This window comes from Legionella wadsworthii DSM 21896 = ATCC 33877 (assembly GCF_000701265.1).
In the GTDB taxonomy this organism is placed as follows: Bacteria; Pseudomonadota; Gammaproteobacteria; order Legionellales; family Legionellaceae; genus Legionella; species Legionella wadsworthii.
Genome location: NZ_KL370759.1, coordinates 142,816 through 156,074, shown reverse-complemented (window position 1 = coordinate 156,074; position 13,259 = coordinate 142,816). Strand labels below are relative to the sequence as shown.

Genomic DNA, 13,259 nt, shown 5'->3' with positions numbered 1-13,259 from the left:
CGCGCCTAAATTATTAAGAGAGGGAATTTTTATGAGTAGTTTTTTTTCAAAAGTCGGTTTGTATTGGGAGCAATATTCTGATTTGAGACGAAAATATGCCGATTTGATTCCAATTCCAAATCCAAATTACTTTCATCCAATTCATAGAATAGGTGATTTTACTGAATTGCTTGTTCGCCCACTATATAGTCCACTCTGGTTAGGCGTCAATGCGATATTGTTCTTCTTGAAAAGTTTTATTTATTTAGCAGCTACAGCATTATTATTAGTACCTGCATTGTTGCTGGCAATTTTTGCGCCGGGATCAGGAATTAGCTCCAACACCTGTTCTGCGTTCAAATCCGCTGCAGCAAACACCGTAATCGATTTAACAATGGGAATTATTGCCACTTGTGCAGGACTTGCTTCGATCATTTTTAACCCCATCAATTTAATTACGCGATGCTTGGCTTCCGTCGTAGAACACCTCAATGATGTAACTCAGGAATGTTGTGGTTTAACTATTGCACGATTTAATTAAGATAAAAATTTTTAAATCCTGGGTTCAGGCGAAAGAAAAATCCAGGATTTGTTATTGCACAAATATGATAAATTTTTACAATGAATGACTGCATTTTCCAACTAATTCAGTCTGTTCAATAATATGGTTTTGCAGTGCCATTTCTATTTCTTTTTTCGTTGCATCCTCTCCCAGCGTTAAGAGGATATCTAAGGCATAGAGCCTAAAGAAATAACGATGGGTCCCACTGGGCGGACAAGGACCTCCATATCCTTTTTTACCCCAACTGTTTCGCGCACTAATGGCTTTGGAAGGAATATCTATCCCTTGTTTGAGCTCATGACAACTATCGGGTAAATTAAATAAAATCCAATGGACCCATATGCCCATAGGCGCATCAGGATCTTCCATGATCAAGACAAAAGATTTTGTTTCTTTCGGTGGTCTTTTCCATATCATTGGAGGGGAGAGATCAGCACCCTTGCAAGTATACTCTTTTGGGATAAACGAATTATGAGCAAATGCTGGACTTTCGAGTATCATTGCACAATCCTTACACAGATTATTTATTTGAAATTTAGACTATATTGAATCAAAAATACAGAAAGACGATAGCCGCTGCCATCATTAAATTTTTAATTGTCCATTGATAATTTGCCAAAGCATCACAAAATCCCCCATGAGACTGTAAATAGGGTAATTCCATGTGGCTGGTTTATTTTTTTCAAAAACAAGATGGCCGATCCATGCAAATCCATATCCAGAAATAAACATCAGAATAAGCCAATACCATTGAAAAGTCATCACAAAGAGAAGAAAACACAAAATAGCTAACGAAGTACCAATGACATGAAACCGGCGACAGAGGAAACTTTGGTGTTCACTTAAGTAAAAAACGTAAAATTCATCAAAATGATGAAAATTTTTAGGGGATTTCATATAAAGATTAAATTCAATGAGTTCTTATAAATTATAGATCTATTTGCCTCGCTCATTATAAGAGAGGCAAATAATGGAACTACAAATAACATCCCACTCCATCATAACCAATGACCTGACATGATTTGTAAGCAGTTTGATCCAGACGATAACTTACATCCCCATAATTGGCTATAATTTCTCCCTCTTTGGTTTGTATTATCTGAGGTCTTTGTATGATTTCTACCCCACCACAATTGTTTTGAATCCAAATTCCTCCTCTAAAAACAATGCGAGTTTTGTTGGAAGATACTGACTCTTCCTTACACCCTTTTATCACCAGTTGTTCTATTTGAGGCGCTGAAAATAAAAGATCATAACCCGCTGCAGCTGTCTTCACTGCATTTTCTGCATCTAAAATTCCATGACCACAGGGCTTTTTGCCAACACAGGATTTATTTGGATCGGTACTCGTTCCAAAATCATGAGTCGTTGTATAAAGTATTTGCTCGACTTGCTCTGGACATAATGAAGTGTCACTGGCTGCTAAAATTAAACCTGCTACTCCAGCTACATGCGGTGTAGCCATACTGGTCCCCTGATAAAAATCGAACCCTGAACCACTATACCCTCCTCCGGGATTTACAGTGGATAAAATTCCACCCCACATGCCATAACGTTTGTCTCCTCCTGGAGCGGCAAGAGTTATACTGGGACCATAGTTTGAGAAATAAGACCTGAGGCCTTCAGGTCCAGTCGAAGCGACCTTAATTGTTCCATTGCAAATAGCAGGCGCATTAAAATGTTCCCATAAATTGTCATTTCCGGCAGCTACAGCCAACACTGCTCCTTTGCTGCGTGCAAAAGATACTGCTTCTTGCAGGGCTTGATCGCAGTAATCAATTTCTTCTTTTGGTCCTTTGTCGACACCGAAACTCATATTTAATATTTTTGCCGGATGAATGTTTGTGGGCACGCCAGGAATCTCACCACCAACAGCCCAATAAATTGCATTGATGACTGAACTTTCATAAAACATCCCATTGGCAGCTGGAATTTTTAAAGGAAGTATTTTTAAATCCTCTCCCATACCACTCATAATATTTCCATAACCCGCAATAGTCCCAGCCACATGGGTGCCATGATAAGATCGGGTTTCATCTATTAAATTCTTGTTATTACCTGCAAAGTTCCAACCCCATAAGTTACCTTCTCCATCTTTTACCAGGTTATTGATGAGGCTATCATTCAAAGCAATACCTGTATCCAATACCGCAATGACTATTGGTTTTTTAGAGATTCCTGTGGTATATGCCCAAGCGCCATCTCTAAATCCCGGCTTTGATTCCAGCATAATTCCTGCAGGTCGGGCAAACTCATCCCATTGGCTTTCATGAGATAATATATTTCCATTACCCAAAATTTCGGGATCAGGAACAGGTTTAAAATAACTAATCCTATCTTTTACAGCATATAAGACTTGGGGGGTTTTTCGAAGACGTTCTAAAATGAATGAGATCCTATCTTCCTCTTCTTTTTTATTCAAGGAAGAATGTGTTGCATCTAAAACCAAAACATATGCGTCATTTGCCATAGGGTTTAACTCTTTTACCGGCAATTGAGTTATGTTTTTTATTTGTGATTTTAAAGTTGATATATTTTTTATATGCTCTTTATATTTAATTATCACTCGCACATCATGATTGGATGATGCGAACCCATGCTGTACATTAGATAATAAACTTAAACCCAAAATCACTGATTTAAACATGCAACTATCTCCTTATAAAATGCATTGCAATTCAGTATGCAATAAGACATTGAGGGAAACAAGATCAAACAAATCTCAAAATGTTAGTCTCCTATACTTAATGTTTTAAACTTAAGATTTTAATCTCTTTCTTGTCCTACTATACTTTCTCTATCTTTTTGTTTTTCTAAAACCCATGAAACTAAAACATTTATTTTTTAAAACGGCCACTCTCTGCATTCGAAAATTTCAATCTTTGTCCGGCATAAAAACTTTGGGTGCCCGAGCATTGATTTTAAATGAATCCAATCAAATTCTTTTAGTCAAGCACACGTACCAACCACATTGGCATTTACCGGGGGGAGGTGTCAAAAAAGGTGAGTCTGCTCAAGAAGCATTGATACGTGAATTAAAAGAAGAAGTAGGAATCATACCTAATGAGGAGCCACAATTATTTGGTATCTATCTGAATACTTATATGGGAATCAATGATTATCCTGTGATATTTATTATAAAAAATTTTAGCGCGGAGAAAGCCTATTCGCCTGAAATTGAACAAATGCTCTGGTGTGATTATGGGAATCTGCCGGAACGGGTGAGCCCAGGGACCCAACGTAGGCTTGATGAATTTTTTTCTCAAAAAGATCGCTCCGATACATGGTAAATTTCTTTAGCCCTTTACTCAGACTATTTTCATAAAAAACATTTTTCATTAACTTAGGTCATTTGCTTGTTACTAAAAATGCTGCAGTTAACTTTAATAACAAATGCTTTATTGAGAAACAGGGAGACCTTATGAAGATCCCCCTAAGCAATGATACAAATCATCAATAACGATATTGTTCTGCTTTAAAAGGCCCATTGATACTTACGCCTAAATAATCTGCTTGTTCTTTGGTAAGTTGAGTTAATTTCGCTCCGATACGATCCAGGTGTAAACGAGCTACTTTTTCATCCAATAACTTAGGGAGGACGTAGACTTGTTTGTCATATTGTTCCGAATTTAGAAACAATTCAATTTGTGCCAAAACTTGATTAGAAAATGAAGTAGACATCACAAAACTGGGATGGCCTGTGGCGCACCCTAAATTTACCAAACGGCCTTCAGCCAAAAGAATCAATCGTTTTCCATCTGGAAAAATAATATGATCCACCTGTGGTTTAATATTTTCCCATTGATATTTTTTTAAGCTTTGTACATCAATTTCGGAATCAAAATGACCAATGTTGCATAAAATAGCCTGATGCCTCATTCTTTTCATGTGATCATGATTGACTACATGATAGTTTCCAGTAGCGGTCACTACAATATCAACCTGTTCAGCAACGTCATCCAGGGTTACTACACGATAGCCTTCCATTGCTGCTTGAAGCGCACAAATGGGATCAATCTCGGCAATTAACACAGTGGCACCTTGGCCTCGTAATGCCTGGGCACAGCCTTTGCCCACATCGCCATAACCCAAAATTAAAGCAAGCTTACCAGCAATCATCACATCAGTAGCACGTTTCAATCCATCCAACAGGGACTCGCGGCAGCCGTACATATTATCAAATTTGGATTTAGTTACTGAATCATTCACATTAATGGCTGGGATATGTAAATCTCCTTTCTTGGCCATTTCATACAAACGAGCCACGCCAGTGGTTGTTTCCTCAGATACTCCTCTAATATCCGATAATAATTTTGAATATTTTTGGTGAACGATTTGGGTTAAATCGCCCCCATCATCCAATAATAAATTAGGTGTCCAATTGTTTGGTCCAACAAGTGTTTGCTCAACACACCACCAATATTCTTCCTCTGTTTCCCCTTTCCAGGCAAAAACAGGAATTCCCTTAACAGCTATAGCTGCAGCAGCATGATCTTGCGTCGAAAAAATATTACAAGAAGACCAGCGTACTTCCGCGCCCAGAGCAATTAATGTTTCAATCAGCACTGCTGTTTGAATGGTCATGTGCAAACAACCGGCGATACGCGCCCCTTTTAAGGGTTGAGACCCAGCAAATTCTTCACGAAGCGCCATGAGACCTGGCATTTCAGTTTCAGCAATCGCTATTTCTTTGCGTCCCCAGGAAGCCAGCGACATATCCGCAACTTTAAAATCTTGTATCCCCTCTTCTTTGCCTAAGTTATTGACTAGTTCCATTAGTGTGTCTCCTTATAAGGCTTTACGAAGCTCCGTGACTTTATCCAGGCGCTCCCATGGAAAATTATCCCGTCCGTAATGGCCATAAGTGGCTGTTTGTCTGTAGATAGGACGAAGCAAATCATGATGTGCAATAATACCTTGCGGCGTTAAATCAAAATGGGTGTTGATAAGTTCAATAATTTCTTTATCTGGCAAACGCCCCGTACCGAAAGTTTCTACAAAAATTGAAGTCGGTTCTGCAACGCCAATCGCATAAGAAATTTGTAGCTCACATTTATCAGCAATTCCAGCGGCGACTATATTTTTTGCGACATGCCTTGCAGCATAAGCCGCAGAACGATCCACTTTAGAGGGATCCTTACCTGAGAAACATCCACCACCATGCCGCGCCATGCCGCCATAAGTATCCACGATAATTTTTCGACCGGTTAATCCGCAATCGCCTAAGGGACCACCGATAACAAATCGACCTGTTGGATTGATAAAATATCGTGTCCTAGAGGTTAACCATTCACCCGGTAAAGTTGTTTTAATAACTTCCTCACGCACTGCTTCAACTAAATTGGAATAATCAATGTCAGCTGCATGCTGGGTTGAAAAAACTACTGTGTCCACCTCAACCGGGATCCCTTTTTCATATTTCAAAGTGACTTGGCATTTTGCATCGGGACGCAACCAGGGCAAAGTTCCTGATTTACGTAAATGAGCTTGTTTTTCCATCAAACGGTGGGCATAGGCGATCGGTGCAGGCATAAAAACATCGGTTTCCCGGCTGGCATAACCAAACATCAAACCTTGATCTCCGGCGCCCAGCGTTTTAGTTTCATTATTATCTACACCTTGGGCAATATCAGGAGATTGTTTTCCTATAGCAGAAAGAACAGCACACGATTCCCAATCAAACCCCATCTGTGAACTATTGTAACCTATATCTTTTACTACTTGTCGTGTCACAGCCTCCACATCCACCCAGGCTTTGGTCGTAATTTCGCCGCCAACCAGTACCATACCTGTTTTAACGAATACTTCGCAAGCCACTCTTGCAGAAGGGTCTTGCATTAAAATCGCATCAAGTATCGCGTCAGAAATCTGATCCGCTATCTTGTCCGGGTGTCCCTCTGAAACGGACTCAGAAGTAAAGACATGACTTTCATTCATTAGTAAATCCTCTATTATTTATCTGTCCTGTTCATCAATTGTATAAATTCATTAAATATAATTTCTATATCATGTGGTCCAGGGCTTGCTTCAGGGTGTCCTTGAAAACCTAATGCGGGTTTCTCTTTATGGCGGATACCTTGTAGCGTATTATCAAATAAAGAGCGGTGGGTGATCTCAAGACAATCTGGCAAACCCTCTTCATCCACTGCAAAACCATGATTTTGGCTGGTTATAAAAACACGCTTTTTCCCTTCAGTTTCGATAACGGGATGATTAGATCCATGGTGCCCGAATTTCATTTTTTTGGTCAAGCCACCACAGGCTAAAGCTAAAATCTGAAAACCCAGACAAATACCAAATAAAGGAATATTCTGTTTTAAAAATTCCTGAGTTGCCTTTATGGCATAATCACAAGCCTCGGGATCACCTGGTCCATTCGATAGAAATACTCCATCAGGATTCATGGCCAACACTTCAGCAGCAGGAGTTGTGGCGGGAACTATAGTTAAATGGCATCCTTTATCATGTAGAATACGTAAAATATTGTGTTTCACGCCGAAATCATAAGCGACTACATGATATTGCTGCGGTTGAGAACCTTTTCCCCATTCGCCTTGTCCCTGATGCCAGCGCTCTGTTGTTTTTCTGGAAACCTCTATTGCTAAATCCATGCCTTGCAGTCCTGAAAATGATTTTGCTTTGGCTAAAACAAGGTCAGGATTCGCTACATTAGTGCTGATGCAAGCGCCGATTGCCCCATGCTCCCGCAAACGCAAGGTGAGATCTCGCGTATCTATCCCAGCGATAGCAACTACTCCATTTTTTTTAAGCCATTCAGGAAGAGATTGTTCTGCACGATAATTGCTCCTGATTATCGAAGAGTTACGAATTACCAAGCCTGCTGCCCAGACTTTATTGGATTCCATATCTTCATGAGTACATCCTGTATTTCCCACATGAGCAGTGGTTAAAGTGATAATTTGCCGAGCATATGATGGGTCTGTGAGCATTTCCTGATAACCCGTTAAAGAAGTATTAAAAACCAGCTCTCCGACACTATCACCAGTTGCTCCTACTGAAGTCCCCTCATATACTGTGCCATCGGCTAATACTAAAATTGCTGGTTGGTTCATCATGGATCTACTCTATTTGTCAGTTTTCAATGGCATTTACGAGGACTGGTTGACTTTGTAGCCTGGCGATATTCTGTAACACAATCCTGGTTCTCGCTCCTTTTCCACAGACTACAATGCAGTACAAATTGTTGGCCAGTAAGCCCAATTAATGCGCATATAAGTTAAATATGAGCAATTGTAACTTACTTGGCTTAAAATTTCATGTCTTCAAAGAATTTTTTCACACCAGCAAACCAAGAATTGGAACGAGGAGAATGTTTCCCTTTAGCATTTTCCAGGGATTCTTGGAATTTGGTTAATAGATCTTTTTGCTCTCGAGACAAATTCACAGGAGTTTCTACTACAACTTTACATAATAAATCACCTTGGCCATGGCCACGTACGGACTTCATTCCTTTCCCTCTTAATCGAAATACTTTTCCAGTTTGCGTCTCTTCCGGGATTTTTAAGGTGACTCGACCTTCAAGGGTTGGAACCTCAATAGAGCCCCCCATCGCAGCAATGATAAAACTGATTGGTACCTCACAATGCAAATCATTTTCATGACGTTCAAATATAGTATGTTTTTTAATGTTAATTTGAACATATAAATCGCCTGGCCCACCACCATGAGTTCCAGCTTCTCCTTCACCACTTAAGCGAACTCGGTCACCATTATCAACTCCGGCTGGAATTTTAACAGTAAGTTTTTTACTTTCGCGTACTCGGCCTTGACCATGGCAGTCAGAACAGGGATCAGAAATAATTTTCCCTTCACCATGACAACTTGGACAGGTTTGCTGAATGGAGAAAAAGCCTTGTTGAATCCTCACTTGCCCCACGCCATTACAGGTTTCACAAGTTTTAGGCTGGGTTCCTTTTTTAGCCCCGCTTCCGTGGCAAGTAGAACATGTACCATGTCTGGGAACGGTAATTTGCACTTCTTTCCCTGAAGCCGCTTCTTCAAGGGTTAGCTGCACATTAAATTGCAAATCAGCGCCTCGTTGGCCCCGGGATTGCCTTCCAGCACCGCGCCCTCCTGAAAAGATATTTTCAAAAATATCCTCAAAAACATCGCCAAAGCCGCCAAATCCTCCAAAACCCCCTGCACCACCTCGCATCGAAGGATCAACACCTGCATGGCCAAATTGATCATAAGCAGCACGTTTTTGGGGATCAGAGAGAATACTGTAAGCGCTTTGAATTTCTTTAAACTTTTCTTCTGCAGCAGAATCACCAGGATTACGATCTGGATGGTATTTCATTGCCAACCTGCGGTATGCTTTTTTAATTTCAGCATCACTGGCAGTTCGACTCACTTCTAAAAGTTCATAATAATCCCGCTGTTCCATAACTACTCACAATATAAAAATTATAAAGGACAATGGAGCCTGGGTGCAGCGAAGCGGAACCCTGGAATAAAAGTTATTTATCCTGGGTTCCGCTTCGCTGCACCCAGGCTACAGAGCACCTAGGTTAAATCAATATAAATTAATTATTTCTTATCGTCTTTGACTTCTTCAAACTCAGCATCCACAACACCTTCATCCGGTTTCGCTGACTCTTGAGTTTGTGGTTGCTCTTGTTGTGTCTGCCCTTGGCCTGCTTGACCCTCTGCTGACTTTTTAGCATAAACTCGTTCAGCCATTTTTGCAGAAGCATCGCTTAGCACTTTTAATTTTTCTTCAATGTGTGCTTTATCATTGCCTTGAATTGCTTCTTTTAACTCGGAAATTGCTGTTTCTATGCCTTTTTTCTCATCTTCAGCCAAATCAGAAGCCAAATCTTTCATCGATTTTTCACAGCTGTGGATTAAGCTATCTGCTTGGTTTCGCAATTCAGCCATTTCCTTAAATTTCTTATCTTCTTCAGCGTGGGATTTGGCATCTTTAACCATCGCCTCCACTTCTTCGTCGCTCAAGCCACTTGAAGCTTTAATCACGATGGATTGAGCTTTACCAGTCGCCTTATCTTTAGCAGAAACATTAAGGATACCATTTGCATCGATGTCGAAAGTGACTTCGATTTGGGGAACGCCTCGCGGTGCTGGAGGAATATCACCTAAATCGAATCGACCCAATGATTTATTTGCTGATGCTTGCTCCCTTTCTCCTTGCAATACATGCACAGTCACCGCAGTTTGATTGTCATCTGCTGTTGAGAAAACTTGATTTGCTTTAGTAGGAATCGTGGTATTTTTTTCAATGAGTTTGGTCATCACGCCACCCATTGTTTCAATACCTAAAGATAAAGGCGTTACGTCAAGCAAGAGAATATCTTTTACTTCTCCAGATAATACTGCTGCTTGGATTGCAGCGCCAACAGCAACAGCTTCATCTGGGTTAACGTCTTTACGAGGTTCCTTACCAAAAAAATCTTCAACGGTTTTCTGTACTAAAGGCATACGGGTTTGACCACCGACCAAAATCACTTCATTAATTTGTGACACGTTCAATCCAGCATCTTTTAATGCAATTTTGCAAGGCTCTACAGTACGTTCAACCAGTTTCTCAACCAGAGACTCCAATTTGGCACGGGTCAATTTGATGTTTAAATGTTTTGGTCCAGATGCATCGGCAGTGATATAAGGCAAATTCACATCAGTTTGTTGCGCTGAAGAGAGTTCGATTTTTGCTTTTTCAGCAGCATCTTTTAACCGTTGCAAGGCCAAGGGATCATTATGTAAATCAATGCCTGAATCTTTCTTAAACTCTGAAGCCAGATATTCAATTAAAGCCAAGTCAAAATCCTCACCACCCAAGAAGGTATCGCCATTTGTTGCGAGTACTTCAAACTGGTGTTCCCCATCCACTTCTGCGATTTCAATAATTGAAATATCAAAAGTACCACCCCCAAGGTCATAAACTGCAATGATAGAGTCACCGCGTTTTTTATCCATACCATAAGCGAGCGCCGCAGCAGTAGGTTCATTGATAATACGTTTGACTTCAAGACCTGCAATACGGCCGGCATCTTTGGTTGCTTGACGTTGAGAGTCGTTGAAGTAAGCAGGTACAGTAATTACAGCTTCTTTCACTTCTTCGCCAAGATATTCTTCCGCAGTTTTTTTCATTTTACGCAATACTTCAGCAGAAATTTGTGGTGGCGCTTTATCCTGATCTTTCACACGAACCCATGCATCGCCATTGTCTGCTTTAATAATTTTGTAGGGAACCATCTTAATATCTTTTTGGACAACCGCATCATCAAAACGACGTCCGATTAAGCGTTTAATCGCAAAAAGAGTATTATCAGGGTTGGTTACTGCTTGTCGTTTTGCAGATTGACCGACCAATACTTCTCCATCGTCTGTATATGCAACGATTGAGGGTGTTGTGCGATGACCTTCACTGTTTTCAATAACTTTAGGTTTATCACCTTCCATTACCGCCACACAGGAGTTGGTGGTTCCTAAGTCTATTCCTATAATTTTAGCCATTCTATTCTTGCTCCAAAGTAGTAATTTTCTAAAGCGATGATTGTTATATGGGGGTATACCCTAACAATTTCAACCCATAAATTTTGCCTTTTTATTTTTTAGATACGACGACACGCGCTGGTCGAATCACTCGATCACTTAATGTGTACCCTTTTTGGAATACTGCTATCACTGTATTCGGCTCTGCATCGGGTGCATCTTGCATTGACATCGCTTCATGGACCTGTGGGTCAAAAGGCATACCAGTAGGATCTATTTGTTGCACCTCAAACTTTTTCAATACGTCTGTAAAAAGTTTGAGCGTTAAATCAAGACCCTCACGCATGGATGTGTCTTCTGACTTTTGAGCTAATTGCAAAGCTTGTTCAAGACTATCGATTACTGGTAACAAGTCAGTAATTAATTTTTCTACACCATAACGATGGGCATTAGCTACTTCACGCTCGGCGCGACGGCGAACGTTGTCCAATTCAGCTTGAGCCCGAACTGCTTTTTCCCAGTTTTCATGAGCTTGCTGTTCTGCAAGAGTAAGCTTTTCACTTAAATCTACATAACTCGGATGATCTAAAGATGGCTCGGAATGTTCTATTTCTTCTGGAGAATCTTCCATACCCTCATCAGTTTGCTCTTCATTTATAGATTCTTGAGATTGGTGTTCCTCTTTAAATTTATGCCAATTTTTTTTATCTTGTTTACTCATAAAAATTATCCTCTTCAACAGCAAACCATTTGAAAAACAGAAATGGGGGCATCTGCAAAGATTTCAAGCCTTTGCATTTTTTTTATTTACATAAACAGTGAAAGCCTATATCTGCTTGCAGTATGTGTTCATTTATTCCATACTAGAAACCTCAATCATTATGTGGGTTTTTTATGCAAAAATGGTCGCCTAACTCTTGGCTCCAGTACTCGTATTTACAAGCTGCCACCTATACAGATAAAGAACAGTTAAATAAAATTGTAGAACAACTGAGCCTTTTACCTCCACTCGTTACTTCGAGTGAAGTGAACAATTTAAAAAATGAAATTGCACGTGCTGGTCGGGGAGAGGCATTTATTCTTCAAGGTGGCGACTGTGCGGAGTCTTTTAATGATTGCCGTTCAGAAATTATAAGCAATAAATTGAAAATTCTCTTACAAATGAGTTTAATTCTACTGCATGGTTTAAGAAAACCCATCATTCGTGTAGGCCGCATTGCGGGACAATATGCAAAACCACGCTCTTCGGATTATGAAACCATTGAGGGAATCACTTTGCCGAGTTATCGAGGGGATCTGGTTAACTCTCCTGAATTTACTCAAGAAGCACGAGAGCCAAACCCAAAGCTTTTATTGCAAGCTTACAATTACTCAGCCATTACCTTAAATTTCATACGCAGTTTGCTCGACAGTGGCTTTGCCAGCCTTTATCACCCCCACCAGTGGGATTTAGGTTTTGTGGAACACTCAAAGCAAAAAGAAGAATATCAATCTTTAGTTAATTCTATTGCCGACGCATTGGATTTTTTAAATACAATTGGCGGAATACAATCCAGTAATTTATCTAAAGTTGATTTTTATACTTCTCACGAAGCACTGCATTTACATTATGAACAAGCATTAACCCGTCAAATGGATGATGGCCGCTGGTATAATCTCTCTACCCACCTTCCCTGGATAGGTATGCGCACCGCTCAAATCGACAGTGCTCATTTGGAATTTCTTCGTGGTTTGGAAAATCCGATTGGTATTAAAATTGGCCCTGGTGCAACGCCTCAATGGTTAGAAGAAGTATTAACCAGAGCAAATCCCCACCGAGAAGAAGGTCGGCTCTTGTTATATACTCGACTGGGAGCGCAGCATATTGATAAGTTGCTTCCTCCCCTGATTGAGACTGTAAGAAAAACGAAAGTTCCTGTAACATGGTCTTGTGATCCCATGCATGGGAATACAGAAACCACAGCAGATGGCATTAAAACGCGTCATTTTGACAATATCTTATCAGAACTCAAACAAGCCCTGGAAATTCATCGCAATATGGGAAGTTACTTAGGCGGCGTACATTTTGAATTGACTGGAGATGATGTCACTGAATGCATCGGAGGTGCCCGGGGATTGGCCGCGGATGATCTGAAAAAAGCATATCATAGTCTCGTGGATCCTAGACTCAACTATGAACAATCCATAGAAATGGCAATCCAGCTGAGTCGACAGTTCAGAACCTAACTTTAATTAAATTTGAGCC

At 40.3% G+C, this 13,259-nt stretch carries 12 protein-coding genes; 3 read left to right on the top strand and 9 right to left on the bottom strand.

Features of this window, described 5'->3' with window-relative positions; all coding sequences use genetic code 11:
• The first annotated feature begins 31 nt into the window (after positions 1-31).
• Positions 32-520, top strand: coding sequence for a hypothetical protein (locus tag BU07_RS0106745; RefSeq protein WP_031564528.1), 489 nt, complete (start codon positions 32-34; stop codon positions 518-520).
• A gap of 75 nt (positions 521-595) precedes the next feature.
• Here the strand turns inward: BU07_RS0106745 and BU07_RS0106740 are convergent, their stop codons facing one another.
• From BU07_RS0106740 to BU07_RS0106730, 3 genes are all read right to left on the bottom strand, one after another.
• A complete protein-coding gene (locus BU07_RS0106740; RefSeq protein ID WP_031564526.1) occupies positions 596-1,042 on the bottom strand; it encodes a YbhB/YbcL family Raf kinase inhibitor-like protein in 447 nt (148 codons plus the stop codon).
• Between the two features lie 84 nt (positions 1,043-1,126).
• A complete protein-coding gene (locus BU07_RS0106735) occupies positions 1,127-1,438 on the bottom strand; it encodes an Mpo1-like protein (RefSeq protein WP_031564523.1) in 312 nt (103 codons plus the stop codon).
• 79 nt (positions 1,439-1,517) lie between these two features.
• Positions 1,518-3,188 (bottom strand): S8 family serine peptidase, encoded by a 1,671-nt coding sequence (locus tag BU07_RS0106730; protein WP_031564520.1) that lies wholly within the window; start codon positions 3,186-3,188, stop codon positions 1,518-1,520.
• A 175-nt stretch (positions 3,189-3,363) separates the two neighbouring features.
• Between BU07_RS0106730 and BU07_RS0106725 the strand changes: the two genes are divergently transcribed.
• Positions 3,364-3,831: an NUDIX domain-containing protein gene (locus BU07_RS0106725; RefSeq protein WP_031564518.1), complete on the top strand. Its 468-nt coding sequence runs from the start codon at positions 3,364-3,366 to the stop codon at positions 3,829-3,831.
• 163 nt (positions 3,832-3,994) lie between these two features.
• Here the strand turns inward: BU07_RS0106725 and ahcY are convergent, their stop codons facing one another.
• The 6 genes from ahcY to grpE form a co-directional block, all read right to left on the bottom strand.
• Positions 3,995-5,317 carry an adenosylhomocysteinase gene (gene ahcY / locus BU07_RS0106720; RefSeq protein ID WP_031564516.1) on the bottom strand — a complete coding sequence of 441 codons (1,323 nt, stop codon included), beginning with the start codon at positions 5,315-5,317 and terminating at the stop codon, positions 3,995-3,997.
• Positions 5,318-5,329: 12 nt separating this feature from the next.
• Positions 5,330-6,478: a methionine adenosyltransferase gene (gene metK / locus BU07_RS0106715; protein ID WP_031564514.1), complete on the bottom strand. Its 1,149-nt coding sequence runs from the start codon at positions 6,476-6,478 to the stop codon at positions 5,330-5,332.
• A gap of 14 nt (positions 6,479-6,492) precedes the next feature.
• Positions 6,493-7,617 (bottom strand): glutamine-hydrolyzing carbamoyl-phosphate synthase small subunit, encoded by a 1,125-nt coding sequence (gene carA, locus BU07_RS0106710; RefSeq protein WP_031564510.1) that lies wholly within the window; start codon positions 7,615-7,617, stop codon positions 6,493-6,495.
• A 191-nt stretch (positions 7,618-7,808) separates the two neighbouring features.
• Complete coding sequence (gene dnaJ, locus BU07_RS0106705) at positions 7,809-8,948, bottom strand: molecular chaperone DnaJ (RefSeq protein ID WP_031564509.1); 1,140 nt, start codon at positions 8,946-8,948, stop codon at positions 7,809-7,811.
• A 143-nt stretch (positions 8,949-9,091) separates the two neighbouring features.
• Positions 9,092-11,035, bottom strand: a complete 1,944-nt coding sequence (gene dnaK / locus BU07_RS0106700) for a molecular chaperone DnaK (RefSeq protein ID WP_031564507.1) — start codon at positions 11,033-11,035, stop codon at positions 9,092-9,094.
• A 91-nt stretch (positions 11,036-11,126) separates the two neighbouring features.
• Complete coding sequence (gene grpE / locus BU07_RS0106695; RefSeq protein WP_031564505.1) at positions 11,127-11,735, bottom strand: nucleotide exchange factor GrpE; 609 nt, start codon at positions 11,733-11,735, stop codon at positions 11,127-11,129.
• A 173-nt stretch (positions 11,736-11,908) separates the two neighbouring features.
• Here grpE and BU07_RS0106690 point away from each other — a divergent pair, with 173 nt between their 5' ends.
• Positions 11,909-13,240, top strand: a complete 1,332-nt coding sequence (locus BU07_RS0106690) for a 3-deoxy-7-phosphoheptulonate synthase class II (RefSeq protein WP_031564503.1) — start codon at positions 11,909-11,911, stop codon at positions 13,238-13,240.
• Positions 13,241-13,259 lie beyond the last annotated feature (19 nt).